The sequence below is a fragment of the Klebsiella sp. MBT K-1 genome, assembly GCF_002556465.1.
GTDB lineage: Bacteria > Pseudomonadota > Gammaproteobacteria > Enterobacterales > Enterobacteriaceae > Klebsiella > Klebsiella grimontii.
The window spans coordinates 139,374-165,198 of the sequence record NZ_PDEL01000009.1; the positions used below are offsets into that span (position 1 = coordinate 139,374).

A 25,825-nucleotide genomic window follows, 5' to 3' on the forward strand; every position below is an offset into this window, starting at 1 on the left:
GTTTTCATGGAAGACTTTACGTTGGGATTGTTTACTAATACGCGTTCTTCTCATGCACGTCTTAACGTTCCTGCGCTGGTGCAGGTGGCGGCCTTCGCCATTATTTTAATCCGCGGTCTGGATTTGCTGATGATCCTCAACCAGCTTGGCGTTCAGGGAATGGTGGATTTTGTCCATCGCAGCGTGCAGACGTGGGCGCTCACCCTGGTGTTCCTCTCAAGCCTGGTGCTGGTGTTTATTGAAATCTGGTGCGCTTTTTCGCTGGTAAAAGGGCGCAACTGGGCGCGTTGGCTATTCTTGTTGACGCAGATTATCGTGATTGGCTACCTGTGGGCCGCGTCATTGGGCTACGGTTACCCCGAGCTGTTTAGCATTGCCGGGGAATCGAAGCGCGAAATCTTTCGCTCCCTGGTGCTGCAAAAACTACCGGATCTGCTGGTGCTGGCGATGCTGTTTGTGCCGGCCCCGTGCCGACGCTTTTTCCGTTTACAGTAACGGTGATACAATCCCCGCCCCTGTTTTTATGAAGGTCTTGTTATGCATTGCGCACTTTATGACGCGGGTCGCTGCCGCTCCTGCCAGTGGCTGGAACTGCCGATATCCCAACAGCTCGCCGATAAAATGGCCGATCTGCGCGCGCTTTTGGCCGATGCGCCCGTCGCTGAGTGGTGCGCACCGGCTTGCGGCCCGGAGAGTGGGTTTCGCAACAAAGCCAAAATGGTGGTCAGCGGTAGCGTTGAGCGCCCGCTGCTCGGGATGCTGCACCGTGATGGCGCTCCGGAAGACCTGACCGATTGCCCGCTTTATCCGCAAAGCTTCGCGCCGGTTTTCGCTGCGCTTAAGCCGTTTATCGCCCGCGCCGGGCTCACGCCCTATCATGTCGCCCGCAGGCGCGGAGAGCTGAAGTACATTCTGCTGACCGAAAGCCGGCTCGACGGCGGTATGATGCTGCGCTTTGTCCTGCGCTCGGAGACCAAGCTTACCCAGCTGCGCGCCGCGCTGCCGGCGCTGCAGGCGTTGCTGCCGCAGTTGAAAGTCATTACCGCCAATATTCAGCCGGTGCATATGGCCATCATGGAGGGGCCGCAGGAAATTTTCCTTACCGACCAGCAGGCGCTGGCGGAAAATTTCAACGGCGTACCGCTGTGGATCCGCCCGCAGAGCTTCTTTCAGACTAACCCGACGGTAGCCATCCAGCTGTATGCCACCGCTCGCGACTGGGTGCGCCAGCTGCCGGTCAACCATATGTGGGATCTGTTCTGCGGCGTCGGCGGCTTTGGTCTGCACTGCGCTTCGCCTGAGATGCGCCTGACCGGGATCGAAATCGCCCCGGAAGCCATCGCCTGCGCGAAGCAGTCGGCGGCAGAGCTCGGCCTGCATAACCTGCATTTCCAGGCGCTTGATTCCACGCAGTTTGCCACCGGCGAAGGCGAGATCCCGGATCTGGTGCTGGTGAATCCGCCGCGTCGCGGCATCGGCGACGAGCTATGCGCGTATTTAAGCCGTATGGCGCCGGAGTTTATTATCTATTCCAGCTGCAACGCCCGAACGATGGCGAAAGATATCGCTCGCCTGAGCGGTTATCGTATTGAGCGCGTCCAGCTGTTCGATATGTTCCCCCACACCGCCCATTATGAGGTGTTGACCCTGCTGGTTCGCGAAGTATAAACAAAATGTGAACTCTTCAGGCGGTGAAGATCGGGTAAGCTTGGCTAATCAGAACGTAAGAATAGCGGAGTGCTGCCGGTGGCAAAAAAAATCCTGTTGGTTGAAGATGATGAAGATATCGCCGCGCTGCTGCGCCTGAATCTGCTGGATGAGGGTTATCAGATTGTCCACGTGGCGGACGGGGCGCAGGCCCTGAGTTTGCTGGAAAAAGAGCTTTGGGATGCGGTGATCCTCGACCTGATGCTGCCGGGCGTCGACGGTCTGGAAATTTGTCGCCGCATTCGTCAGCAAACCCGCTATCTGCCGGTGATTATTATCAGCGCCCGCGCCAGCGAAACCCAACGGGTGCAGGGGCTGGAGATGGGAGCGGATGATTACCTGGCCAAACCGTTTTCGATTCTCGAACTGACCGCCCGGGTTAAGGCGGTGTTCCGTCGTCAGGAGGCGATGGGGCAAAATCTGCTGATGGATGCCGGGCGTATTGCCAGCCATGGTTTAAGCATTGACCCCTTATCGCGCGACGTTAAGCTGCGCGGCGAGACGGTGGATCTGACGCCGCGCGAGTTCGACCTGCTCTACTACTTTGCCCGCCATCCGGGGGAGGTCTTTTCCCGCCTTGAGCTGCTCGATCGGGTGTGGGGCTATCAGCACGACGGCTATGAGCATACGGTCAATACCCATATCAACCGCCTGCGCACCAAAATTGAGCGCGACCCGGCGGAGCCGGACATCATTCTGACCGTCTGGGGAAAAGGCTATAAGTTTGCCGTGGAGCGCAAAGAGGCGCAGCCATGATCCGCCGTCTCAGCCTCAGCCAGCGCCTGGCGCTGGTGTTTACCTCACTGCTGCTGCTCTGCGCCATAGCCGTTTGCCTGATCCAGCTGTACAGCAGCGCGCAGTACGGTAATGTGATGGTCCAGCGTCTCTCCGCCGGGCTGGCGCAGCAGATCGCCGCCCGCGAGCCGCTGCTGGACGCTCAGGGGCAGGTTGACCGCCAGATGCTGAAACCGCTTTTTGACCGGCTGATGACCTTTAATCCCAGCGTGGAGCTGTATCTGCTTTCGCCCGACGGCGAGCTGCTGGCCGACGCCGCGCCGCCGGGGCATATTAAGCGCCAGCGCATCGATCTGGCGCCGGTGCAAACGTTCCTGTCCGGCGGCGCCTGGCCGGTGTACGGCGACGATCCGCGCAGCCTTGATAAGCAAAAGGTGTTTAGCGTGGCGCCGCTGCGCCAGGACGGCCAGCTGCGCGGCTATCTCTACATTATCCTGCAAGGCGAAACCTTTAATGAGCTGGCGGCGAGCGCCTGGCAGAAAACCTTGTGGAGCCTGCTGCTGTGGACTCTGCTGCTGGTGGCCGGTCTCGGCGGGCTGGCGGGCTGGCTGGCCTGGTTCTGGGTAACGCGCCCGGTGCGTCAGCTCACCGCGCTGGTGGCAACCGACAGCCAGGACAGTATTCATGCGATCAAGGCGCTGGCGGCGCAAACCCCGGAGGCAAACCCCGGAAATGAAGTGGCCGTGCTGCACAATCGCTTTATTGAGCTGGCTCGCCAGATTGCCAGCCAGTGGGACCGTCTGGCCGATAGCGATCGTCAGCGGCGGGAATTTGTCGCCAACATCTCCCACGATTTACGCACGCCGCTTACCTCTTTGCTGGGATATCTGGAAACGTTAAGCCTGAAGGCCGATCGCCTGACGATGGAGGAGAACAAGCAGTATCTGAATATCGCCCTGCGCCAGGGCAACAAAGTCCGCCATCTGTCTCAGCAGCTGTTTGAGCTGGCTCGCCTGGAGCACGGCGGGATTAAGCCGCAGCCGGAAACATTTGTGTTGGCCGAGCTGGTACAGGATGTGGCGCAAAAATTCGACCTGCCAATCGCGACGCGCAATATCGGTCTACGGCTGGAGCTGGCCACCGGGTTACCGCCGATAACCGCGGATCTCTCGATGATTGAGCGGGTGCTGACTAATCTGCTCGATAACGCCATTCGTCATACCCCGGAAGGCGGGCTTATCCGTCTGGCGGCGCGTCGCTCGGGACCGGAGTTTATCGTCGAGGTGGCCGACAGCGGGCCGGGCATTGGCAGCGAGCTGCGGGCAACGCTGTTCGAGCGGCCTTCGGTGCTGGCGCCTGGCGCGCAAAGCGCATCACGAGGGGGACTGGGGTTGATGATTGTGCGACGGATGCTGCAGCTGCACGGTGGCGACATTCGCCTGCTTGACGCGCCGGCAGGGGCCTGTTTCCAGTTTACCCTGCCGGTGTAAGGTTGCGGATTAGCCGATCGGGCTACCGGTTTACCGCCGTCTGCTAATCGGTCGCCCGGGTAAGGCGTTTACGCCGCAACCCGGGGACTGCGCCGGGATTGAGGCTTTGTTGCGGCTGTTTCCCGGGCCGCGCTGCGCTTGCCCGGGCTACGGGGCCACGGCTGTCTGCGGGCCGGTAGCCCGGACAGGCGCGTCAAGCGCCGCCTCCGGGAAATGCTTACTCCGGGAACCACTGCTTGCTGATTTTATCGTAGGTACCGTCAGCTTTAATCGCCTTCAGCGCGGCGTTCAGTTTTTCCAGCAGCGCTTTGTTATCCGGGCGTACCGCAATGCCGAGGCCGGTGCCGAAGTACTGCGCGTCGGTCACTTTCGGCGTCGCCGCGCCCAGCTGCGGGTTGGTTTTCAGCCACTCGTTGACCACGGCGGTATCGCCAAACACCCCGTCAATACGGCCATTTTTCAGGTCGATAAACGCATTCTGGTAGCTATCGTAAGCCACGGTTTTCACCTCAGGATGTTTATCCTGCAGGTATTTCTGGTGCGTGGTGCCGTTTTCCATCCCGATGCGTTTGCCTTTCAGATCGTCAAAAGAGTGGAAGGCATCTTTCTTCGAGATAACCAGCGCGGAGTTAGCGTAGTACGGGTCGGTGAACGCCACCTGCTTGCTGCGCTCCGGGGTAATATCCATGCCGGAAATGACCGCATCATATTTCTTGAATTTGAGCGCCGGGATCAGGCTGTCGAAAGCATGGTTGGTAAAAGTACACTCGGCCTGCATCTGTTTGCACAGCGCGTTCGCCAGGTCGATGTCGAAACCGGCGATTTGGTTATTGGCGTCCATGGATTCAAACGGTGGGTAAGTTGCAGAAACGCCAAAGCTGATTTTTTCTGCGGCAGCGGCGCCAAAGGCGAAAGAGCTAAGCAGTGCGGCCAGAACTAACTTTTTCATTGTGGAACTCCCGTCGGTCAATCTTATGATGTTGTGCCGTGTTTGCGGCTGGGTCTAACAATGCCACCAAATGAATTTATATTCAATAAAGATGGATAGTTATTTTTATTAGGTTAAAAAAAGACGGATAATTCAGTGAAGTTATCCGTCTTGGTCTGGCTAGTTATGCGATTTTAATTCCGTCGCTCAAACGCCAGCGCTTTATGTTCAATCAGGCGCATCAGCAGCGTCAGCAGGCCGTTGACCACCAGGTAGACAATACCGGCGGCGCCGAACACCATCACGTCATAGGTGCGGCCATAGAGCAGCTGGCTGTGACCCATCACTTCCATCAGGGTAATGGTGTAGGCCAGAGACGTACTCTTGAACACCAGCACCACTTCGTTGGAGTAGGAGGAGAGGGCGCGTTTAAAGGCGTACGGCAGCAGGATCGCCAGGGTATCTTTCTTGCTCATCCCCAGCGCGCCGCAGGATTGCCACTGGCCGTCCGGGATGGCGCGAATGGCGCCATGAAACAGCTGCGTGGTATAGGCGGCGCTATTAAGAGAAAGGGCGATCAGCGCGCAGAGCCAGGGCTCGGAAATCAGATGCCAGAGTACCGGATACTCCTGCAGCGACGGGAACTGTCCCGGGCCGTAGTAAATCAGGAAGATCTGCACCAGCAGCGGCGTGCCGGTAAACAGCGTGATATAGCCGCGCACGATCCACACCAGCACCGGCGTTTTTAGCGTCAGGATAATGGTAAAGATCAGCGACAGAATCAGCGCCACGACGATAGAGGCCGCCGTCAGCGTCAGGCTGGTATGCAGCCCTTTTAGCAGTTCAGGTAAGTAATCAAGCATCAGCCCGGTCTCCGTTCGAAGCGCGTCGCACGCTGGTCAATACGTTTCAGGATGTACTGACTCAACAGGGTGATGACCAGATAGATTGCCGCCGCGATGATGTACCAGTTAAACGGCTCCTGGGTACGAGTGGCGATGCTTTTGGTTTGCAGCATCAGGTCGTTGACGCTGATCAGGCTCACCAGCGCGGTATCCTTCAGCAGCACCAGCCACTGGTTACCGAGACCCGGCAGCGCGTGACGCCACATTTGCGGCATCACTAAGCGAAAGAAAATAGCGGCTTTCGATAGTCCCAGCGCCTGGCCGGATTCCCATTGCCCTTGCGGAACGGCCTTTAGCGCTCCGCGCAGGGTCTGCGATGCGTAAGCGGCATACAGCAGAGAAAGCGCGATAGCTCCGCAGAGGAACGGGCTGACGTCGAAGTTTTCAATCTGCATCTGTACCGGGATCTGCACAAAGCCGAGATTGATCGTAAAGCCGTCAGAGAGGGTCAGCAGCAGCTGTGAGGAACCAAAATAGATAAACAGAACCACCAGAATTTCCGGTAGTCCGCGTAAAAGGGTGACAATGCCGGTTGCGAGCCAGGCGATCGGACGCAGCTTCACCGACTCGAGGACGGCAAACAGCATCGCCAGCACCAGGCCGATGATCAGGGCGCAAACGGCAAGGCCGACGGTCATCCCGGCGGCGCTTGCTAATGGAAAAAATTCGTTCATTCAGCGTTACTTCTGGAACCATTTGTTATAGATAGACTGGTAAGTCCCATCGCTTTTTACTTTTTCCAGCGCAGCGTTAAATTTCTGCTGCAGTTCGGTATTGCCCTGACGTAGCGCAATGCCGAGACCGGTGCCGAAATAGTCTTTATCGGTAACCTTGTCGCCCACCGCGGCCAGCTTCGGATTGCTCTTCAGCCATTCGGTCACTACGGCGGTATCGCCGAATACCGCATCAATACGGCCGTTCTGCAGGTCCAGCTTCGCATTCTGGTAGCTGTCGTAAGGAACGGTAGTGATTTCCGGGTGTTTGTCGGTGATGAATTTCTGGTGAGTGGTGCCGTTCTGCACGCCGACTTTTTTGCCTTTCAGGGCATCAATGCTGGTGAATTTACCCTGCTGGCCGACGAACAGCGCGGAATTCTCATAGTACGGGGTGGTGAACAGCACCTGCTTTTCACGCTCAGGAGTGATGTCCATCCCGGCCATGACCGCGTCGAAACGACGGAACTTCAGGCTGGGGATCAGGCTATCGAAGGCCTGGTTGGTAAAGGTGCAGGTCGCATCAATCTCTTTACACAGGGCGTTCGCCAGATCGACGTCAAAGCCGACAATTTTGTTATTGGCATCGATCGATTCAAATGGAGGGTAGGAGGCCTCGGTGGCGAAACGAATGGTCTGGGCTGCGGTAGCGGAGAGGCTCATGCCCGCAAGAAGAGCGGCAATCAGTACTTTTTTCATCGTCATTTCCCCGAAAACATCAATGTGAAAGATAGTTTTTAAACGCGTCGGTCTGCGGATGCGCGAAGCAGCCGGCATCACCTTGTTCAACGATATGGCCATTTTCCATATAGACCACGCGGCTGGCTGTTTTGCGCGCCACTTCCACTTCGTGGGTGACGATAACCTGCGTAATGCCGGTTTCAGCCAGTTCGCGGATAATACTGACGATCTGGGCAGTGATTTCTGGATCGAGCGCCGCCGTGGGTTCATCAAAGAGCAGAACCTGCGGTTCCATCATCAGGGCGCGGGCAATGGCCACGCGCTGCTGCTGGCCGCCGGAAAGATGCAGCGGGTAGCGATCGCTATAGGGTTTCAGGCGCAGACGTTCGAGCAGCTTTTCCGCGCGGTCTAACGCCCGATCTTTGCTTAAACCGAGTACGCGGCAGGGGGCTTCAATCAGATTTTGCTGCACGGTCAGATGCGGCCACAGATTATACTGTTGGAAAACCATACCCACGTTCTGGCGCAGCTCGCGAATGGCTTTGTCAGAAGGCGCTTTGGTAAAGTCGAAATGGTTTCCGGCGATATGCAACGTACCGGAACGCGGCATCTCCAGCAGATTGAGGACGCGCAGCAGCGAGCTTTTACCGGCACCGCTTGGGCCGAGCAGCACCAGCGTTTCCCCCTGCGGGCAATCCAGCGTGATGTCGAACAGCGCCTGGTGCGCGCCGTAGAAGCAATTAATGCCGTTTAATTTAATGCTCATCTGGGCAGTCTGATACAAATAGCAATTGAGGCCGCAAATAGTACCTTTGGCAGAATAGTTATGCAATATTTATGCGTTAAAAGTTAAATGTAAACCATGTTTACATTTAAAGTTAGCACAAAATATGGCTTCGTGAAGGCGGGAGAAGTCAATGTCGGCATTACCAGCGGAAATGCCGACATTTTACCGGGGTTATTTCATTCGGCCTGAGCGGCCTGGCGCCCGGATTAGCGTTTTTCGAGACTCTGACGCAGGGTGCCCGCCGGCGCATGGGCGTTGTTGCCGAGATAACGCACGTCATCCACGGCCCAGCACTGGCCTTCCTGAATCATCAGTACTTCGTCCTTCCAGCTTTGGGTGCCCTGTTTCAGCTCCACGCGCAGCGGAATATTGCGCGCGTCGCGATTAGGAATGGTCGAGGCGCTGGCGACATCGGCGCTGTCGGCTGGCGTTGTGCTGCTGGAGAACAGGTTTGACTGCAGCAGGGCGTTGTTAGACGGGTCCTGACGCGCGTCGTTCAGCAGTTTTGCCAGACCGTCGCTCAGGTACGGACGCAGCGCCGTTAAATCGCTGTTGCGGTGCTGCACCTGATAGTCATAAAACTTCTGCGCCACGTCATCCGGGCCGCCTTCGATGCAGGGGCCGCTGCGGGTGCCGTTATCTTTGTAGGCAGGCGTGACGGTTGTACAGGCGCTGAGCGCCAGCGCGCAGGGGAGGACTAATGCAAGAACTTTGTAGCGCATGATGATTTCCTTATGAGCTCACTACGTTAGAATATCTGTTCAAGCATAGTGTATCAGATAGGGATTGTGCTTGACCCTTAGAGCTAACGCATTGAACGCTATAGAAGGAGTTTGAACATGCAATTTTCAACTACGCCAACCCTCGAAGGTCAGCCCATCATCGAATACTGCGGCGTCGTCACCGGGGAAGCGATTCTCGGCGCTAACGTATTCCGCGATTTTTTCGCCAGCATCCGCGATATCGTCGGCGGTCGTTCCGGCGCCTATGAAAAAGAGCTGCGTAAAGCCCGGGAAATCGCCTTTGAAGAGCTAAGCGAACAGGCCAAAGCGCTGGGCGCCAACGCGGTTGTCGGCATTGATATTGATTATGAAACCGTCGGTAAAGATAGCAGCATGCTGATGGTCAGCGTCAGCGGCACCGCGGTGAAGACCCGGCGATGAGAATGTGCCGGGCAGGCGTCCTGCTGACGCTGCTGCTGGCGGGCTGCGCTACGGAAAAGGGCATTATCGATCGCGACGGCTATCAGCTGGATACGCGCCACCCGGCGCAGGCGGCTTATCCGCGCATCAAAGTGCTGGTGATCCACTACACCGCCGATGATTTCGACGTTTCGCTGGCGACGCTGACGGATAACCAGGTGAGCTCTCACTACCTGATTCCGGAGATACCGCCGCTGCACGGAGGCAAACCGCGGATCTGGCAGCTGGTGCCGGAAGAGGATCTGGCCTGGCATGCGGGCGTCAGCTTCTGGCGCGGCAGCACGCGTATTAACGATACCTCGATTGGTATTGAGCTGGAGAATCGCGGCTGGCAAAAAACGGCCGGGGGCAAAAGCTTCACGCCGTTTAATCCGGCGCAAATTGACGCTCTGATCCCGTTGGCGAAAGACATTATCGCCCGCTACCATATCGCGCCGCAGAACGTGGTCGCGCATGCGGACATCGCCCCGCAGCGTAAAGACGATCCGGGGCCGCTGTTCCCGTGGCGCAGGCTGGCCGAACAGGGAATTGGCGCATGGCCGGATGCCCAGCGCGTGGCGTTTTATCTGCAGGGGCGCCCGTCATACGAGCCGGTCGACGCCGCAGAGCTGCTGGACGTGCTGTCTCGCTACGGCTATCAGGTGACGCCGGACATGACCCCTGCACAGCAGAAGCGGGTCATTATGGCTTTCCAGATGCACTTCCGCCCCGAGCGCTGGGACGGGGTTGCCGATGCCCAAACCCTGGCGATAGCCGAAGCGCTGCTGGAAAAGTATGGGCGGGGTTAATAGTGCAGCTTACCGTGGTCCTTCAACCACGCGGCGGTACGGATAATGCCTTCATCCATCGTGACAACCGGCCGGTAGTCTAGCTCCTGCTGGGCGCGGGAGATATCCAGGGTGAAATCAAAGTTCAGCTTAGAGACGCCGTAGTGGGTAAAGGCGGGCTCTTTAGCTGACTTATTGCCAAAGCGCTCCATGCTGCGGGCAATAATATCCAGCATCGGGTAAGGGACCGAACGGATGCGGCACTTTATTCCCAGCTCATCGATGAGTTTCTGTACGATGCTGTGCAGGGTTTGCGGTTCGCCGTTAGTGATGTTGTACGCCCGGGCCGAGGGCAAGAGGTCGCACTGGGGCTGGCTGGCGAGCCACATCGCGTGTACCGCGTTTTCATAGTAGGTCATATCCACCAGCGCGCTGCCGCCGCGCGGCAACAGAACGCTACCGTAGTGCTGCATCATTTGCGCCAGCCGCGGGATAAACACTTTATCATGCGGGCCAAACAGGCTCTGCGGGCGCAGGATCGTAAAGCGGGTATTCGGGTTGGCCTGCGCCAGAAGATGGATCACCTCTTCGCTTGCCGCTTTGCTGCGGGCGAATTCGTTGGCGAAACGCTGCGGGCGAAAATCTTCCTTAACATCGCGATGATGGTGATAATCAAAATAGAGCGACGGCGAAGAGATGTGCACGAAGTTGCGCACGCCCCAGGCTACCGACCACTCGCCGAGACGGCGAGTCGCGCGGACGTTAGCTAAATCGAAGGCCTGCTGGGTGCCCCACGGCGAGGTAAAGCTGGAACAGTGCCACAGGGTATCGATACCGGCGAGCATCACTTTGGCCTGCGAAGAGACCAGCTCGGTTAAGTCCGCAGGGACGAACTCTGCGCCCATTTTGCTCAGAAGCTTGCCCATCGCTTCGTTGCGCCCGGTCGCTCTGACGCTAATGCCCCTGTTACGCAGATATTCCACCGCGTTGCGGCCCAATCCGCTGGTCGCACCGGTAACCAGTACCTTCATATCGATCCACTGTTAAACAAAAGAATTTCGTGCGCATTTTTCCGTGATTCTGACTACGATGCAATGAGAATCATGAAAGAATTCTATACGTATACTCTATTTGATGGTGATTTGCTCCGCCAGGTGGGCGATGCGTCGCGCCATACCGCGAAAAATAAACAGATGCGCCGGGATCATCAGTAGCCAGTAGAAGAGCCCCGGCATACCGTGCGGGTGCCACCAGGCGCGCACGTCCAGCTCGCGATGATCGCCTTTATCGCGCAGGGTAAAGCTCAGGCGGCCAAGGCCGGGCGCTTTCATGCCGAATAACAGCGTCAGCTGCTTTTCCGGCTCGACGATAATGACCTTCCAGCTGTCCACCGCGTCGCCGGTTTGCAGATACGCTCTTTCCGGACGCCCCTTTGCCAGCCGATGGCCGACCAGCAGGTCCATCGCCCCGCGCGTTTTCCACAGCACGTTACCGAAGAAATAGCCCTCTTTGCCGCCGATTTGGTTGATCACCTCCCACAGCGCGCCGGAGCTGGCGGAAGTATTAACGGTACAGCCCGCCTGTTTCGGATAGTAGCCGTATTCGGGCCGCCAGCGGGCGAAGGCCTGCGCATCGTAGCCCCAGTCGCTGGAGTTCACTAGCTGCTCCTCTTCTTTAAGCGTGCGGCGCACCGCCTCATCAAACGCGATAAGCGGTTGAGGAATTAAGGCCCGCAGGGCGCGATCGTCGGCGATCAGATCGTGCTTTAGCCCCTGAATCAGGGCTTTGGCCGTGGTTGGCGGCACCGAGGTAATCACATTGAGAAACCACACTGAAATCCAGCGGGTAGGGAAAGGAACAGGAATCAGCGGGCGTCGTTTGCCGCTGACCGCCATAAAGCGGATAAACTGCTGCTGATAGCTTAACGTTTCCGGCCCGGCGGCTTCAAACACCCGATGCTCGCGGGACGGATGGTCAAGCAACCGCAGCAGATAGTAGAGCAAATTTTCCAGCGCAATCGGCGTAGTGCGCGAGCGTACCCAGCGCGGCGGCGTCAGCACCGGCAGGTTGTAAACCATATCGCGCATCACTTCGAAGGCGGCGGAACCGGCGCCGACGATAATGCCGGCGCGAACTTCCGCTACCGGGACGCCCGATTCGCGCAGCAGATCGCCGGTGATCTGGCGGGCGCGTAGATGATCGGATTGCTCCTGCTCCGCCACCTGTAAGGAACTGAGAAAGATGACTTCGTTCACCGGCGTCTCGCGCAGCGCGTCGCGAACGTTGAGCGCGACCTGCCGCTCGTGGCGGATAAAGTCGCCGCCTTCGCCCATCCCGTGCACCAGATAGTAAACGGTATCAGCCTGCGCCAGCAGGTCGGGTAGCGCTTCCGGCTGGTTTAAATCGAGCGAATAGCACTCGACGCCGGGGAGATGCTGTTTTTTAAGCCTGTCGATGTGGCGTGCCGCCGCCAGCACGGTGAAGCCCTGCTCGCTGAGTCTTTTCACCAGATGCTGGCCGATATAACCGCTGGCGCCAAGCACCAGAATTCGCTGCGACACACCGGACTCCTTAACGGTTTAAAAATGCCTGCCAGTGGCTCACTACTTCGGCGAGCTGCTGGCGGTTAACGTCAATATGCGTCACCAGGCGCACGATGGGCGAGGCGTTGATCAGCACCCCGCGTTCGCGCAGATACTCGCCCAGCGCGGTGGCGCGCGCTTCACCAACGCGAACAAACAGCATATTGGTATCGTGGCGCATCACGTCAGCGCCGACGGCGCGCAACTGCTCCGCCATCCACGCGGCGTTGTCATGATCCTCTTTTAAGCGCGCGACGTTGTTCTGCAAAGCATACAGGCCAGCCGCCGCCAGAATTCCCGCCTGACGCATTCCGCCGCCGACCATTTTCCGCCAGCGGATCGCGCGGCGAATATACTCTTCGCTCCCTACCAGCAGCGAGCCTACCGGCGCGCCAAGGCCTTTGGACAGGCAGATGGTGAAAGAATCGCAGTAGCGGATGATATCGCGCAGCTCGCAGCCGTAGTCCACGACGGCGTTAAAAATACGCGCGCCGTCCACGTGCAGTCCGAGGCCGCGCTGGCGCGTGAATTCCCAGGCTTCTTTCAGATATTCACGCGGCAGCACTTTGCCGTTATGGGTATTTTCCAGCGACAGCAGGCGGGTGGGCGCGAAATGAATATCGTCCGGTTTGATTTTGGCCGCGACTTTGTCCAACGGCAGGGTGCCGTCCGCTGCGGCGTCGATGGGCTGCGGTTGGATGCTGCCGAGTACCGCCGCGCCGCCGGCTTCATAGAGATAGTTATGCGCGCCCTGGCCGACGATATACTCTTCGCCGCGCTGGCAGTGGCTGAGCAGGGCGACCAGGTTGGCCTGGGTGCCGGTGGGCAAGAAGATCGCGGCTTCTTTGCCCGCCAGCTCGGCAGCAAAGCGCTGGAGTTCGTTAACGGTCGGGTCGTCGCCATAGACGTCATCCCCGACCGGGGCGGCCATCATAGCTTCCAGCATGGCGCGGCCCGGGCGGGTGACGGTATCACTGCGTAAATCTATCATGTCATATCCTTATACACTTCTTTCTTCGCGCTGCCTCTGCGTTGGCTACACCCTCAAAGCCCGGTCACATAGTTATCTATGCTCCCAGGGATGTTCGGGCTTGCCGCCTTGAGGCAACACGAAGGATTTTGTGTATGAATTGAAAAGGATATTTTTACCTTAGCCAGTTAGTTTTCGCCAGTTCAATAACCTCGTCGCCGCGGCCGCTGATAATCGCGCGCAGCATATAAAGGCTGAAACCTTTGGCCTGCTCCAGTTTGATTTGCGGCGGCATCGCCAGCTCTTCACTGGCGACGACCACATCCACCAGTACCGGGCCATCGGTAGCGAAAGCGGTTTGCAGCGCTTCATCAACCTCTGACGCGCGCTCAACGCGTATGCCCTTGATACCACACGCTTCGGCGATGCGGGCAAAGTTGGTGGCGTGCAGCTCGGTGCCGTCTGTCAGATAGCCCCCGGCCTTCATCTCCATCGCCACGAAACCCAGTACGCTGTTATTGAAGATAACGATTTTCACCGGCAGCTTCATTTGCGCCAGCGAGAGGAAATCCCCCATTAGCATGCTAAAGCCGCCGTCGCCGCACATTGCCACGACCTGGCGGTCGGGAGCCGTGGCTTTTGCGCCGATGGCCTGCGGCATGGCGTTAGCCATTGACCCATGGTTGAAGGAGCCGAGCAGGCGGCGCTTGCCGTTCATCTGCAGATAGCGCGCGGCCCAGACGGTCGGCGTACCCACGTCACAGGTAAAAATGGCGTCCTCGTCGGCAAAGTGGCTGATGCGCTGCGCCAGATACTGCGGATGAAGCGTTTTGTCGCTGGGCTTGGCCAGATCGTCGAGCCCCTTACGCGCGTCGCGATAGTGTTCCAGCGCTTTATCGAGGAATTTGCGGTCGGTTTTCTCTTCGAGAAGCGGCAGCAGCGCGTTGAGGGTGGATTTGATATCGCCGACCAGCGCCATGTCCACTTTACTGTGGGCGCCGATACTGCCGGGGTTGATATCGATCTGAATAATTTTCGCGTCCGTCGGGTAGAAGGCGCGATAGGGGAACTGGGTGCCGAGCAGTACCAGGGTGTCGGCGTTCATCATGGTGTGGAAGCCGGAGGAGAAGCCAATCAGCCCAGTCATCCCCACATCATAAGGGTTGTCGTATTCAACGTGCTCTTTGCCGCGCAGCGCATGAACGATAGGCGCTTTGAGCTTCGCGGCGAACGCCACCAGCTCTTTATGCGCTCCGGCGCAGCCGCTGCCGCACATCAGGGCGATGTTGCTGGAATAGCGCAGCAGCTGGGCCAGCTTCTTCAGCTCTTCTTCCGCCGGCGTCACCTGCGGCAGCGGCGCGTGGTACCAGTGGCTGCTGGCGCTTTCCGGCGCGGGTTTTAGCGCAACGTCGCCGGGGAGCACCACGACCGAGACGCCGCGGTTAATTACTGCTTTGCGCATGGCGATGGCCAGCACCTGCGGAATTTGTTCCGGGGATGAGACCAGTTCGCAGTAGTGGCTGCATTCGCGGAACAGCTCCTGAGGGTGCGTCTCCTGAAAATAGCCGCTGCCGATTTCACTGGAAGGAATATGGGCGGCGATAGCCAGCACCGGAACATGGTTGCGGTGACAGTCGAAAAGGCCGTTAATCAGGTGCAGGTTGCCCGGCCCGCAGGAACCGGCGCATACCGCCAGTTCGCCGGTAAGCTGGGCCTCCGCTCCGGCGGCGAAGGCGGCCACTTCTTCGTGGCGCGTGGGCATCCAATCGATGGTCCCCATGCGGTTCAGGCTGTCGCTTAAGCCGTTAAGAGAATCCCCGGTTACGCCCCAAATACGTTTAACGCCAGCCTGTTCAAGAGTTTTGGCAATGTATGCCGCCACGGTCTGTTTCATGGTTCTCCATCTCCTTTTTGTGATAACGCTTACAAGCTTAGATGATACTGCCAGTTACGCTCGCTTTAACCCCTCATTTTCGCTGGTTTTTTTCAGCAAAAACTCCGCATAATCTGTGCTCACATAAAGTGGTAAACAGGAATCATTTCAAATGGTTAAATCGCTGTTAAATGCTGTTAATAAACTGCTGTCTCATGACGATTTCGGCAAACTCTTGTTACGACTTGCCGTTGGCGGACTGATGCTGTTTCACGGATTGCACAAGCTATTTGATGGCGTAGGGGGAATCAGCAATATGCTGGTAGCAAAAGGATTGCCGGGTTTTATCGCTTATGGGGTATTAGTGGGTGAGGTGGTTGCGCCTTGCCTGCTGATCCTGGGAATTCTTACCCGTCCGGCGGCGCTGGTGCTGGCGTTTACGATGGTCGTCGCCTGGCTGATGGTCGGGACGGGCAAAACCTTCGCGCTGGATGCGGTCGGCGCGTGGGCGATTGAGAGCCTGGTCTATTTTTTCGTGGGTGCGCTGGCGGTCGCTTTTTTGGGGGCAGGGCGCTATGCCATCGCCGGCAATTCGGCCTGGCGGTAAAGATAGCCGGATGGCGCTGCGCCATCCGGCAGTTGCTGGTTAAGCCAGTACCAGATCGCCCCGCGGATGGCAGGAGCAGGCCAGCACGTAGCCTTCTGCGATTTCCGCATCGGTTAACGTCATGGTACTGCTGACGGTATACTCGCCGGAAACCACTTTCGTTTTGCAGCAGCCGCAGACGCCTGCGCGACAGGCGACGGTAACCGGCACTTTGTTACTTTCCAGCGCTTCGAGCAGCGTGGCGCCGACCGGCGCATAGAACGCTTTCGCCGGCTGCAGTTTGGTGAACTTCAGGCCGCTGGTAGCGGCGTCGGCTACCGGCGTAAAGAACTGCTCTTTGAAGAAGCGCGTCGCGCCCAGCGCTTTCACTTCCTGCTCAACCCACTCCATATACGGCGCCGGGCCGCAGGTCATGACGGTACGCGATGCCAGATCCGGCACGCTTTGCAGCAGTTCGGTCGTTAAACGTCCTGCCACGAAACCGTGGGCGGCGTGATTTTCCGCCACCAGCGTCACCGGATACTGACGCCATTCCTCAGCGAAAATGACATCCTGGGGAGAACGCACGTTAAAAATCACCTGAACATCAGCCTGCGGGCGATATTTCGCCAGCCAGCGGCGCATTGACATGATTGGCGTGACGCCGCATCCTGCGGCCAGCATCAGGAATTTATCGTCCGCTTTATCGTCACAGGTGAAATCACCCATCGCGTCGGACAGCCAGATATAGTCGCCGCGCTTCACGTCGCGGGTGAGCCACTGCGAACCCGCGCCCTCGTCAATACGGCGTACGGTCAGCGTAAGATATTCGCTAACGCCCGGCGTCGAGGAGAGGCTGTAGGCACGCAGCGTCTCCGGCGAATTGCGTACGCTGACCAGCGTGTACTGCCCGGCACGATACGGATAATAGTCGTGGCAGAGCAACGAAATTGTCCACACATCCGGCGTTTCCTGATGGATGTGGTGAACCTGCATCCGCCACGGGCACTGATGGGTTGGCAAAGTCATACTTTTACTCCTTACGCGCTCAGCAGTTGCTTCATGTCTTCTTCTACGGTGGTCACCGAACGCAGACCGAATTTCTCATTAAGCACGGCCAGCAGATCCGGCGTGAAGAAGCCCGGCGCCGTCGGGCCGGTGACGATGTTTTTCACGCCCAGCGACAGCAGGGTCAGCAGAATAACAATCGCTTTCTGTTCAAACCATGAGAGCACCAGAGACAGCGGCAGGTCGTTCACGCCACAACCCAGTTTTTCCGCCAGGGTGACCGCCAGGATGATGGCAGAGTAAGCGTCGTTACACTGACCGGCATCGACCAGACGCGGTAGACCTTCGATATCGCCGAATTCGAGTTTGTTGAAACGGTACTTACCGCAGGCCAGGGTCAGAATCAGGCAGTCGTCCGGTACGCTGGTGGCGAAATCGGTGAAGTAGTTACGTTCGCCGCGCGCCCCGTCGCAGCCGCCCACCAGGAAGATATGGCGCAGCTTTTCACGGCTCACCAGGTCGATCAGCGTATCCGCCGCGCCCAGCAGGGTCTGACGACCGAAACCAACGGTGATCAGGTGCGGGATTTCGCTGTACGGGAAGCCCGCCATCTGCTGCGCCTGGGCGATAACCGGGGCGAAATCTTCGCCTTCCAGATGATTCACGCCCGGCCAGCCGACGATGCTGCGGGTCCAGATACGATCGTCATAGGCGCCGACGGTTGGGTCGATGATGCAGTTTGAGGTCATGACAATCGGGCCAGGGAAGCGAGCAAACTCGACCTGCTGGTTTTGCCAGCCGCTGCCGTAGTTACCGATCAAATGTTTGAATTTACGCAGCTCCGGGTAACCGTGCGCCGGCAGCATTTCACCGTGGGTGTAGACGTTGACGCCGGTGCCTTCGGTCTGCTCCAGCAGGTTGTACAGATCTTTCAGGTCATGACCAGAAATCAGGATACATTTGCCTTCGGTCGCTTTGACGTTGACCTGCGTCGGGGTGGGATGACCATATTTGCTGGTCTCGCCGGCGTCCAGAATGCTCATCACCTTAAAGTTCATCTGGCCGATTTCCATTGAACATTCCAGCAGCGCGTTCATATCGGCAGGCCAGGTACCGAGCCACGCCATGATTTTGTGGTACTGGGCGTAGATGGCGTTGTCGTACTGACCGAGAACGTGGGCGTGTTCCATGTAGGCCGCCGCGCCTTTCAGGCCGTACAGGCACAGCAGGCGCAGGCCGAGAATATTCTCGCCGATGGCCGCTTTGTCTTTGTTCGGGGTGAATTCCGCCGCCTGACGCTGCAGGTCGCCGAGATCGTCACTCACTAACTGCAGATCGGCCATCGGGTTATCAACCGTCGCATGAGCGTCGATATTCAGGCACCGGGCTTTCAGCGCTTCGCGCAGGGTGATGGCCTCGCGGGCGTAGCCAACGATACGCGGGGAGTCGAAGTTAACGTTGGTCAGCGTGGAAAAAAAAGCGCGCGGCGCGAAGCTATCGATGTCATGGTCGATGATGCCGTATTCGCGGGCTTTAAGCGCCCATGCGGAGAGGCCCTGCAGAGAAGCAATCAACAGATCCTGCAGATCGGACGTTTCGGCCGTTTTCCCGCACATACCCTGCGCGTAAGAGCAGCCGTTCCCTGCCGGGGTACGGATGGTTTGTTCACATTGCACACAAAACATGGTCACACCTTTTTTAAAGTTATATTTAATATACATGTTTAAGGTTATGCCCGAGCGCGTGAAGATAAAAGGTATTTCTCGTACAACTTACAGGGAGATTGATTTAGCGCAAAATTGGCGGCAGGGAACTACCGCCAGAGAGGTATTAAGCGGAGAAAAAAGCCATCAAGATGGGCACCAGCAGGCTCAGAATGAAGCCATGCACGATGGCCGCCGGGACGATCTCCACCCCGCCTGAGCGTTGTAGTACCGGCAGCGTAAAGTCCATTGATGTCGCGCCGCAAAGGCCTAACGCCGTTGAACGGCTGCGGCGCACCAGCCCGGGGATAAGCATAATCGCCAGCAGTTCACGGGCAAGATCGTTAAAGAATGCCGCGCTGCCAATCACCGGGCCATAGGATTCGGTCAGCAGGATCCCGGAGAGCGAATACCAGCCAAAACCGGAGGCCATGGCCAGCCCGGTTTTTAGCGGCAGGTCGAGAATAAAGGCATTGATGACGCCGCCCAGCAATGAACTGACCATCACCACCACCGCGACAATCATGCCGCGACGATTAAGAACGATTTGCCGCAGCGTCATGCCATTATTACGCAGCTGAATACCGATGAGGAACAAAAGGAAAATCAGCGTATATTCGCTGGCCTCGGTGGCGTGTTGTAAAAAAGAGAGACCGCTCAGACCAATCAGGAAGCCAATAAGCACCACGCCGCATAGCTGAAGGGATTCCAGCGCCATTGCCAGACGCGAGGGTAATTTTTCCTGACGATGATGATTTTGCCAGGGCATTTTCTGTTCAAGCCACATCAGGGCGGCAATATTGCACAGCATAATAATAACGACGCTGACCGCCGCATAATGAAGGATCGCCAGAAGATTGCTGGCCAGATTATCCAGGAAGGCCAGGCTAATACCCATAAAGAAGAGAATAACGTAGACGATCCAGCTCAGAAATCGCGTAATGAGTTTAAGGGCTGATGGCCGATGAAGAGGAATAAGATAGCCTATGACCAACGGCAGCAGAATGATTAATAGTCCCGAAAACATGAACGACACGATCCTTGCAGAGTGAAAATAGCGTCACTGACACTACCCAAATCGCCGGACTGAGTAAAGTAGTCGGAAAAAAGAAAGGCCCGGCAGTACCGGGCCTCAAGAGAATCGTGGGAGCTTAGCTGCGTTTTTCCAGCAGGGTGCGGTAGAGCACGCCGCCGAGAATGCCGCCGATAATCGGCATTACCCAGAATAGCCACAGCTGCTGCAGCGCCCAGCCGCCCTGGAAAATCGCTACCGCGGTGCTACGCGCCGGGTTTACCGACGTGTTGGTGACCGGAATGCTGATCAGGTGAATAAGCGTCAGCGCCAGACCAATGGCGATAGGGGCGAAGCCGGCAGGGGCGTTTTTATCCGTGGCGCCGTGAATAACCAGCAGGAAGCCGCAGGTCAGGACAATCTCAATCACAATGGCGGAAAGCATGGAGAAGCCGCCCGGAGAGTGTTCGCCATAACCGTTCGAAGCGAACCCGCTAGCGGCGGCGTCGAAGCCCGCTTTACCGCTGGCGACAACATACAGAATAGCGGCGGCGATAATACCGCCGACAACCTGGGCGATAATATAACCAATTACCTCTTTGGCCGGGAAACGACCGCCGGCCCATAAACCTAAAGTCACCGCTGGGTTAAAATGCCCGCCGGAAATATGACCAACGGCATAGGCCATGGTTAATACGGTTAAACCGAAAGCCAGCGCGACGCCGGCAAAACCAATTCCCAGTTCCGGGAACGCTGCAGCCAGAACGGCGCTGCCGCAACCACCGAATACCAGCCAGAATGTACCAAAGCATTCTGCTGCTAATTTTCTAAACATAACCACCTCAATAAAAACGTAAACGCGCACGAGTTTTCGTGCCGGCCTTTATTTTCGCCACAAAGAATGACGACTAGAATAAAGCGACGCTATTCTATGGACGATCGCTACTCCGGGACCAGTTAAATAAATTGATGTAATTTGATTTAGAACAATGTGCTGGGATTCCTTTTTTCATGGGAATTTTTAAAAGTGTAGAACAAAAATGATTAAAAAAACGACTTTTGATGATGAATGCGTTTCTCAATTAAGTGAAATACCGCGCATCACATTCCGCCTCTTCACCCTATAGCGATTCATAATACGCCCGGAGTGTCATGTTGATGCTCACCTCGCTATACTGCTGATAACTGAAGGAGATAGTCGCCACCGAGCGGAGGGCATATGCATCTTGAGCGCGTCGAAATAGTCGGTTTTCGCGGCATTAACCGTTTATCGTTGATGCTTGAGCAAAATAACGTGCTGATTGGCGAAAATGCCTGGGGTAAATCCAGCCTGCTGGATGCCCTGACGCTACTCCTGTCCCCGGAGTTTGACCTTTATCATTTTGTTCGGGAAGATTTTTGGTTTCCGCCCGGCGATATTCAGGGGCGCGAGCATCATCTGCATATCATTTTGACCTTCCGTGAGAATGAACCCGGCCGCCATCGAGTGCGACGCTATCGCCCTCTCAGTAACTGCTGGGTGCCCTGCGACGACGGCTATCAGCGCGTTTTCTATCGCCTCGAGGGGGAGCTTGCCGATGACGACAGCGTAATGACCCTGCGTAGTTTTATTAACGGTGAAGGGGAAGCGCTGGAGCTTGACGATATTGATGAACTCGCCCGTCACCTGGTGCGGCTGATGCCGGTTCTGCGGCTGCGCGACGCCCGCTTTATGCGACGGATCCACAACGGCACCGTTCCGCATTCGCCGCAGATCGAAATTACCGCGCGCCAGCTTGATTTCCTCTCTCGTGAACTGGTGCATCATCCGCAAAATTTAACCGATGGGCAGATCCGCCAGGGACTGTCGGCCATGGTGCAATTGCTGGAGCACTATTTTGCCGAGCAGAGCAGCGCGCAGTCGCGTCATCGCCTGATGCGCCGTCATTCACATGATGAACAGCGCAGTTGGCGCTACCTGGACATCATTAACAGGATGATCGACAAGCCCGGCGGGCGCAGCCATCGGGTGATTTTATTGGGACTGTTTTCTACGCTGCTGCAGGCGAAAGGCACGGTGAGACTCGATCGCGATGCGCGGCCGCTCTTGTTGATTGAGGACCCGGAAACCCGGCTGCATCCGATTATGCTGTCCGTAGCCTGGCATTTACTTAATTTACTGCCGCTACAGCGGGTGACGACGACGAACTCCGGCGAACTGCTGTCATTAACGCCCGTCGAGCACGTCTGCCGACTGGTGCGTGAATCATCACGGGTATCCGCCTGGCGGCTGGGGCCCGGCGGGATGAATGCCGAAGACAGCCGGCGCATCGCTTTTCATATTCGCTTTAACCGCGCTTCATCGCTGTTTGCCCGCTGCTGGCTACTGGTCGAAGGGGAGACCGAAACCTGGGTTATCAACGAGCTGGCGCGCCAGTGCGGCCACCACTTTGATGCGGAAGGGGTGAAGGTGATTGAGTTTGCCCAGTCGGGATTAAAACCGCTTATCAAATTCGCCCGGCGAATGGGGATTGAATGGCACGTGCTGGTGGACGGCGATGAGGCCGGGAAGAAATATGCCGCCACCGTTCGCGGGCTATTGAATGACGACAAAATGCTTGAACGCGACCATCTCACCGCGCTACCGGCGATGGATATGGAGCATTTTATGTATCGCCAGGGCTTCGACGATGTTTATCATCGGGTGGCCCAGCTGCCGATAAATATTCCCATGAATATGCGGCGGGTGATCACCAAAGCGATCCACCGTTCGTCAAAACCGGACCTGGCGATTGAAGTGGCGATGGAGGCCGGGCGTCGCGGGGTTGACGCCATTCCTGCGCTGTTGAAAAAAATGTTCTCCCGCGTGCTATGGCTGGCGCGCGGGCGGGCGGATTAGCGCCGACCGCCGTTTATCTCTCTGCCGGGAACTCTCCCGGCACGCCTTTATCCGCACGACCTTCAACTTCGGTTAAACAAAAATTAAGCGCAGCTAAAAATGCGCGTTATTCTATTGCCGCATTTAGATAGAATTGTCGCGGGTTCTGCGGGTTAAAACATCAGGAATTTTTATGAAATTAAATGGAAAGCGCAGGAAAGTATGGTGGCTGCTGGCGATTGTCGTACTGGCCCTCGCCGTCTGGGGATGGCGAATTCTGAATGCGCCTCTGCCGCAGTATCAGACGCTGGTGGTACGCAAAGGAGACCTGCAGCAGAGCGTGCTGGCGACCGGAAAGCTGGATGCGTTAAAAAAAGTTGACGTCGGGGCGCAGGTGAGCGGACAGCTAAAAACGCTGCGCGTTGAGATTGGCGACAAAGTGAAAAAAGATCAGCTGCTGGGGGTTATCGATCCCGAGCAGGCGGAAAACCAGATTAAAGAAGTTGAAGCGACGCTGATGGAGCTGCGGGCGCAGCTCAATCAGGCGCGTGCGGAACGTAAACTGTCCGCGACGACGTTGGCCCGCCAGCAGCAGCTGGCGCAGCGCCAGTTGGTCTCTCGCCAGGACCTCGATACCGCCGCGACCGACTTAGCGGTCAAAGAGGCGCAAATCGGTACGATTGAAGCGCAGGTCAAACGTAATCAGGCTACCCTGGATACGGCCAAAACCAACCTCGACTACACCAAAATTCTGGCGCCGATGTCCGGGGAAGTGACGCAAATCACTACCCTGCAGGGGCAGACGGTGATCGCCGCCCAGCAGGCGCCGAATATTTTAACCCTGGCCGATCTCAGCACCATGCTGGTGAAGGCGCAGGTCTCGGAAGCGGACGTGATTCATCTGAAGCCGGGGCAAAAAGCCTGGTTTACCGTGCTGGGCGATCCGCTGACGCGCTATGAAGGAACATTGAAGGATATCCTGCCGACACCCGAAAAGGTCAATGACGCGATTTTCTACTACGCCCGTTTTGAAGTGCCGAACCCGCAGGGGATCCTGCGTCTGGAGATGACCGCTCAGGTGCATATCCAGCTTTCTGAAGTAAAAAACGTCATCACCCTCCCGCTGAGCGCGCTGGGTGACGCCATCGGCGATAACCGCTATCACGTGCGTCTGCTGCGTACCGGTGAAGTTAAAGAGCGCGAAATCGTTATCGGCGCGCGTAACGACACCGATGTGGCGGTGGTGAAAGGGCTGGAAGAGGGGGATGAAGTGATTATCGGCGAAGGTGCGGCCGGAGCGGCGAAATGACGGCGTTACTGGAACTGCGTGATATTCGCCGCAGCTATCCTTCTGGCGAGGGCAACGTTGAGGTGCTGAAAGGCATTACGTTGAGCATCGCCGCCGGAGAAATGGTGGCTATCGTCGGGGCGTCCGGCTCCGGTAAATCCACGCTGATGAATATTCTGGGCTGTCTGGACAAACCCACCAGCGGCACCTATCGGGTCGCGGGTACGGACGTGGCCCGTCTTAACGGCGATGAACTGGCACGCCTGCGGCGGGAACATTTCGGTTTTATTTTCCAGCGCTATCATCTGCTATCGCATCTGACCGCGGCGCAGAACGTCGAAGTTCCGGCGGTTTATGCCGGCGCGGAGCGTAAAGCGCGCCTGGCTCGGGCCCATGAGCTGCTGATTCGGCTGGGGCTGGGCGACAGGGCTGAATATCAGCCTTCGCAGCTCTCCGGGGGCCAGCAGCAGCGGGTGAGTATCGCCCGCGCCCTGATGAACGGCGGGGAAGTGATTCTGGCGGATGAGCCAACCGGCGCGCTGGACAGCCGCTCCGGCGAAGAGGTCATGGGGATCCTTCACCAGCTAAAAGCGCAGGGGCATACGGTGATTATTGTCACCCACGACCCGCAGGTGGCGGCCCAGGCGGAACGGGTCATTGAAATACACGATGGTGAAATCGTGCGTAATCCGCCCGCGCTGGGTTCCGCCCACGGCGGCGTGCTGCACCAGCGCGGGGCGGCTGAGCCATCGGCGTGGCGTCAGTTCAGCAGCGGCTTTCGCGAAGCGCTGGTCATGGCCTGGCGCGCGATGGCGGCGAATAAAATGCGCACGCTGCTGACGATGCTCGGGATTATTATCGGCATTGCCTCGGTGGTGTCGATTGTAGTGGTGGGCGATGCCGCGAAGCAGATGGTGCTCGCCGATATTCGCGCTATCGGTACCAATACCATTGATGTTTATCCCGGCAAGGATTTCGGCGATGACGATCCCCGCTATCAGCAGTCTCTCAAGTACGATGATCTGTTGGCTATTCAGAAACAGCCCTGGGTCAGCTCGGCGACCCCGGCGGTATCAAAAAGCCTGCGTCTGCGGGCGGATAATATTGACGTTGCCGCCAGCGCCGAGGGCGTGGGGGCGCAGTATTTTAACGTCTACGGCATGACTTTTAGCGAAGGAAATACCTTTAACGAGCTCCAGCTAAATAGCCGCGCGCAGGTGGTGGTGCTCGACAGCAACGCGCGTCGACAGCTGTTTCCGCACAAAGCGAAAGTGGTGGGTGAGATCATTCTGGTCGGCAATATGCCAGCAACGGTGATCGGCGTCGCGGATGAAAAACAGTCGATGTTCGGCAGCAGCAAAATTCTGCGCGTCTGGTTACCCTATACCACGATGGCCGGGCGGGTGATGGGACAGTCGTGGCTGAACTCCATTACCGTGCGGGTGAACGAAGGTTATGACAGCTCGATTGCTGAGCAGCAGCTGCTGCGCCTGCTGGAACTGCGTCACGGCAAGAAAGATGTTTTTACCTGGAATATGGACAGCGTCTTGAAAACGGCGGAGCGGACCACACATACATTACAGCTGTTTCTGACGCTGGTGGCGGTGATTGCGCTGGTGGTCGGCGGAATTGGCGTAATGAACATTATGCTGGTCTCAGTCACCGAGCGCACGCGGGAGATCGGTATCCGTATGGCGGTCGGGGCGCGGGCCAGCGATGTGTTACAGCAGTTTTTGATCGAGGCGGTGCTGGTTTGCCTGGTCGGCGGGGCGCTGGGCGTCACGCTTTCGCTGCTGATCGCCTTTGTTCTACAGCTGTTTTTACCCGGCTGGGAGATCGGTTTTTCACCGCTGGCGCTATTGACCGCGTTTTTATGCTCCACGCTGACCGGGGTGCTGTTTGGCTGGCTACCGGCGCGCAACGCGGCGCGTCTGGACCCGGTAGACGCCCTGGCGCGCGAGTAGCGATAAAAAAATGCCAGTCAGAAGGACTGGCATTTTGCTGGCGGGATGTACACAATGAAGCAAAAGA

At 57.4% G+C, this 25,825-nt stretch carries 24 protein-coding genes; 10 read left to right on the plus strand and 14 right to left on the minus strand.

Going from position 1 to position 25,825, the window contains the following annotated elements; translation table 11 throughout:
- Positions 1 to 6 precede the first annotated feature (6 nt).
- From CMQ96_RS15315 to CMQ96_RS15330, 4 genes are all read left to right on the plus strand, one after another.
- Positions 7 to 495, plus strand: a complete 489-nt coding sequence (locus CMQ96_RS15315; protein WP_004134587.1) for a YbjO family protein — start codon at positions 7 to 9, stop codon at positions 493 to 495.
- Positions 496 to 537: 42 nt separating this feature from the next.
- Positions 538 to 1,668: a 23S rRNA (uracil(747)-C(5))-methyltransferase RlmC gene (rlmC, locus tag CMQ96_RS15320; protein ID WP_049087319.1), complete on the plus strand. Its 1,131-nt coding sequence runs from the start codon at positions 538 to 540 to the stop codon at positions 1,666 to 1,668.
- Between the two features lie 78 nt (positions 1,669 to 1,746).
- The gene (locus CMQ96_RS15325; protein ID WP_004134579.1) at positions 1,747 to 2,463 is read left to right on the plus strand and encodes a response regulator transcription factor; all 717 of its coding nucleotides are present in this window, start codon (positions 1,747 to 1,749) and stop codon (positions 2,461 to 2,463) included.
- A complete protein-coding gene (locus tag CMQ96_RS15330) occupies positions 2,460 to 3,932 on the plus strand; it encodes an ATP-binding protein (protein ID WP_024360102.1) in 1,473 nt (490 codons plus the stop codon). Before CMQ96_RS15325 ends, CMQ96_RS15330 begins: the two co-directional genes overlap by 4 nt.
- A gap of 217 nt (positions 3,933 to 4,149) precedes the next feature.
- On the opposite strand, the gene artJ is transcribed toward CMQ96_RS15330, so the two are convergent.
- The 6 genes from artJ to CMQ96_RS15360 form a co-directional block, all read right to left on the minus strand.
- Positions 4,150 to 4,881 (minus strand): arginine ABC transporter substrate-binding protein ArtJ, encoded by a 732-nt coding sequence (gene artJ / locus CMQ96_RS15335; protein WP_049099691.1) that lies wholly within the window; start codon positions 4,879 to 4,881, stop codon positions 4,150 to 4,152.
- A 173-nt stretch (positions 4,882 to 5,054) separates the two neighbouring features.
- A complete protein-coding gene (gene artM / locus CMQ96_RS15340) occupies positions 5,055 to 5,723 on the minus strand; it encodes an arginine ABC transporter permease ArtM (RefSeq protein WP_004130864.1) in 669 nt (222 codons plus the stop codon).
- The gene (gene artQ, locus CMQ96_RS15345; protein ID WP_049090041.1) at positions 5,723 to 6,439 is read right to left on the minus strand and encodes an arginine ABC transporter permease ArtQ; all 717 of its coding nucleotides are present in this window, start codon (positions 6,437 to 6,439) and stop codon (positions 5,723 to 5,725) included. Before artQ ends, artM begins: the two co-directional genes overlap by 1 nt.
- 6 nt (positions 6,440 to 6,445) lie before the next feature.
- Complete coding sequence (artI, locus tag CMQ96_RS15350) at positions 6,446 to 7,177, minus strand: arginine ABC transporter substrate-binding protein ArtI (RefSeq protein WP_004130868.1); 732 nt, start codon at positions 7,175 to 7,177, stop codon at positions 6,446 to 6,448.
- A gap of 19 nt (positions 7,178 to 7,196) precedes the next feature.
- Complete coding sequence (gene artP / locus CMQ96_RS15355; RefSeq protein ID WP_024360099.1) at positions 7,197 to 7,925, minus strand: arginine ABC transporter ATP-binding protein ArtP; 729 nt, start codon at positions 7,923 to 7,925, stop codon at positions 7,197 to 7,199.
- Between the two features lie 227 nt (positions 7,926 to 8,152).
- On the minus strand, positions 8,153 to 8,668 hold the full coding sequence (locus CMQ96_RS15360; protein ID WP_004849391.1) for a lipoprotein: 516 nt from the start codon (positions 8,666 to 8,668) through the stop codon (positions 8,153 to 8,155).
- Positions 8,669 to 8,785: 117 nt separating this feature from the next.
- On the opposite strand from CMQ96_RS15360, the gene CMQ96_RS15365 reads away from it, so the two are divergent.
- Both CMQ96_RS15365 and CMQ96_RS15370 read left to right on the plus strand, forming a co-directional pair.
- Positions 8,786 to 9,109 (plus strand): heavy metal-binding domain-containing protein, encoded by a 324-nt coding sequence (locus CMQ96_RS15365; RefSeq protein WP_004100606.1) that lies wholly within the window; start codon positions 8,786 to 8,788, stop codon positions 9,107 to 9,109.
- On the plus strand, positions 9,106 to 9,936 hold the full coding sequence (locus CMQ96_RS15370; protein WP_049087316.1) for an N-acetylmuramoyl-L-alanine amidase: 831 nt from the start codon (positions 9,106 to 9,108) through the stop codon (positions 9,934 to 9,936). The genes CMQ96_RS15365 and CMQ96_RS15370 overlap by 4 nt, the downstream gene beginning before the upstream one ends.
- Here CMQ96_RS15370 and CMQ96_RS15375 read toward each other — a convergent pair.
- The 4 genes from CMQ96_RS15375 to poxB all read right to left on the minus strand — a co-directional run bounded on the left by CMQ96_RS15375 (position 9,933) and on the right by poxB (position 15,361).
- Positions 9,933 to 10,946, minus strand: coding sequence for an NAD(P)-dependent oxidoreductase (locus CMQ96_RS15375; protein WP_024360097.1), 1,014 nt, complete (start codon positions 10,944 to 10,946; stop codon positions 9,933 to 9,935). The two genes, CMQ96_RS15370 and CMQ96_RS15375, sit on opposite strands and share 4 nt — an antisense overlap.
- Positions 10,947 to 11,042: 96 nt before the next feature.
- Positions 11,043 to 12,476: a DUF2867 domain-containing protein gene (locus tag CMQ96_RS15380; RefSeq protein ID WP_004871754.1), complete on the minus strand. Its 1,434-nt coding sequence runs from the start codon at positions 12,474 to 12,476 to the stop codon at positions 11,043 to 11,045.
- A gap of 10 nt (positions 12,477 to 12,486) precedes the next feature.
- On the minus strand, positions 12,487 to 13,488 hold the full coding sequence (gene ltaE / locus CMQ96_RS15385; RefSeq protein ID WP_098066994.1) for a low-specificity L-threonine aldolase: 1,002 nt from the start codon (positions 13,486 to 13,488) through the stop codon (positions 12,487 to 12,489).
- A 154-nt stretch (positions 13,489 to 13,642) separates the two neighbouring features.
- Positions 13,643 to 15,361, minus strand: coding sequence for a ubiquinone-dependent pyruvate dehydrogenase (poxB, locus tag CMQ96_RS15390; RefSeq protein WP_024360095.1), 1,719 nt, complete (start codon positions 15,359 to 15,361; stop codon positions 13,643 to 13,645).
- A 151-nt stretch (positions 15,362 to 15,512) separates the two neighbouring features.
- Between poxB and CMQ96_RS15395 the strand changes: the two genes are divergently transcribed.
- Positions 15,513 to 15,947, plus strand: a complete 435-nt coding sequence (locus tag CMQ96_RS15395; RefSeq protein ID WP_004871745.1) for a DoxX family protein — start codon at positions 15,513 to 15,515, stop codon at positions 15,945 to 15,947.
- A 39-nt stretch (positions 15,948 to 15,986) separates the two neighbouring features.
- On the opposite strand, the gene hcr is transcribed toward CMQ96_RS15395, so the two are convergent.
- From hcr to aqpZ, 4 genes are all read right to left on the minus strand, one after another.
- The gene (gene hcr / locus CMQ96_RS15400) at positions 15,987 to 16,955 is read right to left on the minus strand and encodes an NADH oxidoreductase (protein WP_049090039.1); all 969 of its coding nucleotides are present in this window, start codon (positions 16,953 to 16,955) and stop codon (positions 15,987 to 15,989) included.
- 11 nt (positions 16,956 to 16,966) lie between these two features.
- Complete coding sequence (gene hcp / locus CMQ96_RS15405; RefSeq protein ID WP_024360093.1) at positions 16,967 to 18,619, minus strand: hydroxylamine reductase; 1,653 nt, start codon at positions 18,617 to 18,619, stop codon at positions 16,967 to 16,969.
- Positions 18,620 to 18,764: 145 nt separating this feature from the next.
- Complete coding sequence (locus CMQ96_RS15415; protein WP_004871736.1) at positions 18,765 to 19,664, minus strand: lysine exporter LysO family protein; 900 nt, start codon at positions 19,662 to 19,664, stop codon at positions 18,765 to 18,767.
- Between the two features lie 124 nt (positions 19,665 to 19,788).
- Positions 19,789 to 20,484 carry an aquaporin Z gene (gene aqpZ, locus CMQ96_RS15420; RefSeq protein WP_004130892.1) on the minus strand — a complete coding sequence of 232 codons (696 nt, stop codon included), beginning with the start codon at positions 20,482 to 20,484 and terminating at the stop codon, positions 19,789 to 19,791.
- A 384-nt stretch (positions 20,485 to 20,868) separates the two neighbouring features.
- Between aqpZ and CMQ96_RS15425 the strand changes: the two genes are divergently transcribed.
- From CMQ96_RS15425 to macB, 3 genes are all read left to right on the plus strand, one after another.
- Positions 20,869 to 22,527 (plus strand): ATP-dependent endonuclease, encoded by a 1,659-nt coding sequence (locus CMQ96_RS15425; protein ID WP_004871731.1) that lies wholly within the window; start codon positions 20,869 to 20,871, stop codon positions 22,525 to 22,527.
- Positions 22,528 to 22,699: 172 nt separating this feature from the next.
- Positions 22,700 to 23,815 carry a macrolide transporter subunit MacA gene (macA, locus tag CMQ96_RS15430; RefSeq protein WP_004871729.1) on the plus strand — a complete coding sequence of 372 codons (1,116 nt, stop codon included), beginning with the start codon at positions 22,700 to 22,702 and terminating at the stop codon, positions 23,813 to 23,815.
- Entirely contained in the window at positions 23,812 to 25,758 is a 1,947-nt protein-coding gene (macB, locus tag CMQ96_RS15435) for a macrolide ABC transporter ATP-binding protein/permease MacB (RefSeq protein ID WP_024360091.1), read from the plus strand. The genes macA and macB overlap by 4 nt, the downstream gene beginning before the upstream one ends.
- Positions 25,759 to 25,825: the final 67 nt, after the last annotated feature.

Excerpts from the sequence above, each read along its gene's own strand:
- macB (WP_024360091.1), top strand. The coding sequence starts at position 23,812 with ATGACGGCGTTACTGGAACTGCGTGATATTCGCCGCAGCTATCCTTCT.
- artI (WP_004130868.1), bottom strand. The coding sequence starts at position 7,177 with ATGAAAAAAGTACTGATTGCCGCTCTTCTTGCGGGCATGAGCCTCTCC.
- CMQ96_RS15365 (WP_004100606.1), top strand. The coding sequence starts at position 8,786 with ATGCAATTTTCAACTACGCCAACCCTCGAAGGTCAGCCCATCATCGAA.
- ltaE (WP_098066994.1), bottom strand. The coding sequence starts at position 13,488 with ATGATAGATTTACGCAGTGATACCGTCACCCGCCCGGGCCGCGCCATG.
- CMQ96_RS15395 (WP_004871745.1), top strand. The coding sequence starts at position 15,513 with ATGGTTAAATCGCTGTTAAATGCTGTTAATAAACTGCTGTCTCATGAC.
- hcr (WP_049090039.1), bottom strand. The coding sequence starts at position 16,955 with ATGACTTTGCCAACCCATCAGTGCCCGTGGCGGATGCAGGTTCACCAC.
- rlmC (WP_049087319.1), top strand. The coding sequence starts at position 538 with ATGCATTGCGCACTTTATGACGCGGGTCGCTGCCGCTCCTGCCAGTGG.
- poxB (WP_024360095.1), bottom strand. The coding sequence starts at position 15,361 with ATGAAACAGACCGTGGCGGCATACATTGCCAAAACTCTTGAACAGGCT.
- CMQ96_RS15370 (WP_049087316.1), top strand. The coding sequence starts at position 9,106 with ATGAGAATGTGCCGGGCAGGCGTCCTGCTGACGCTGCTGCTGGCGGGC.
- artP (WP_024360099.1), bottom strand. The coding sequence starts at position 7,925 with ATGAGCATTAAATTAAACGGCATTAATTGCTTCTACGGCGCGCACCAG.
- CMQ96_RS15425 (WP_004871731.1), top strand. The coding sequence starts at position 20,869 with ATGCATCTTGAGCGCGTCGAAATAGTCGGTTTTCGCGGCATTAACCGT.
- aqpZ (WP_004130892.1), bottom strand. The coding sequence starts at position 20,484 with ATGTTTAGAAAATTAGCAGCAGAATGCTTTGGTACATTCTGGCTGGTA.
- CMQ96_RS15415 (WP_004871736.1), bottom strand. The coding sequence starts at position 19,664 with ATGTTTTCGGGACTATTAATCATTCTGCTGCCGTTGGTCATAGGCTAT.
- CMQ96_RS15375 (WP_024360097.1), bottom strand. The coding sequence starts at position 10,946 with ATGAAGGTACTGGTTACCGGTGCGACCAGCGGATTGGGCCGCAACGCG.
- macA (WP_004871729.1), top strand. The coding sequence starts at position 22,700 with ATGAAATTAAATGGAAAGCGCAGGAAAGTATGGTGGCTGCTGGCGATT.
- CMQ96_RS15315 (WP_004134587.1), top strand. The coding sequence starts at position 7 with ATGGAAGACTTTACGTTGGGATTGTTTACTAATACGCGTTCTTCTCAT.
- CMQ96_RS15360 (WP_004849391.1), bottom strand. The coding sequence starts at position 8,668 with ATGCGCTACAAAGTTCTTGCATTAGTCCTCCCCTGCGCGCTGGCGCTC.
- CMQ96_RS15330 (WP_024360102.1), top strand. The coding sequence starts at position 2,460 with ATGATCCGCCGTCTCAGCCTCAGCCAGCGCCTGGCGCTGGTGTTTACC.
- hcp (WP_024360093.1), bottom strand. The coding sequence starts at position 18,619 with ATGTTTTGTGTGCAATGTGAACAAACCATCCGTACCCCGGCAGGGAAC.
- artQ (WP_049090041.1), bottom strand. The coding sequence starts at position 6,439 with ATGAACGAATTTTTTCCATTAGCAAGCGCCGCCGGGATGACCGTCGGC.
- artJ (WP_049099691.1), bottom strand. The coding sequence starts at position 4,881 with ATGAAAAAGTTAGTTCTGGCCGCACTGCTTAGCTCTTTCGCCTTTGGC.
- artM (WP_004130864.1), bottom strand. The coding sequence starts at position 5,723 with ATGCTTGATTACTTACCTGAACTGCTAAAAGGGCTGCATACCAGCCTG.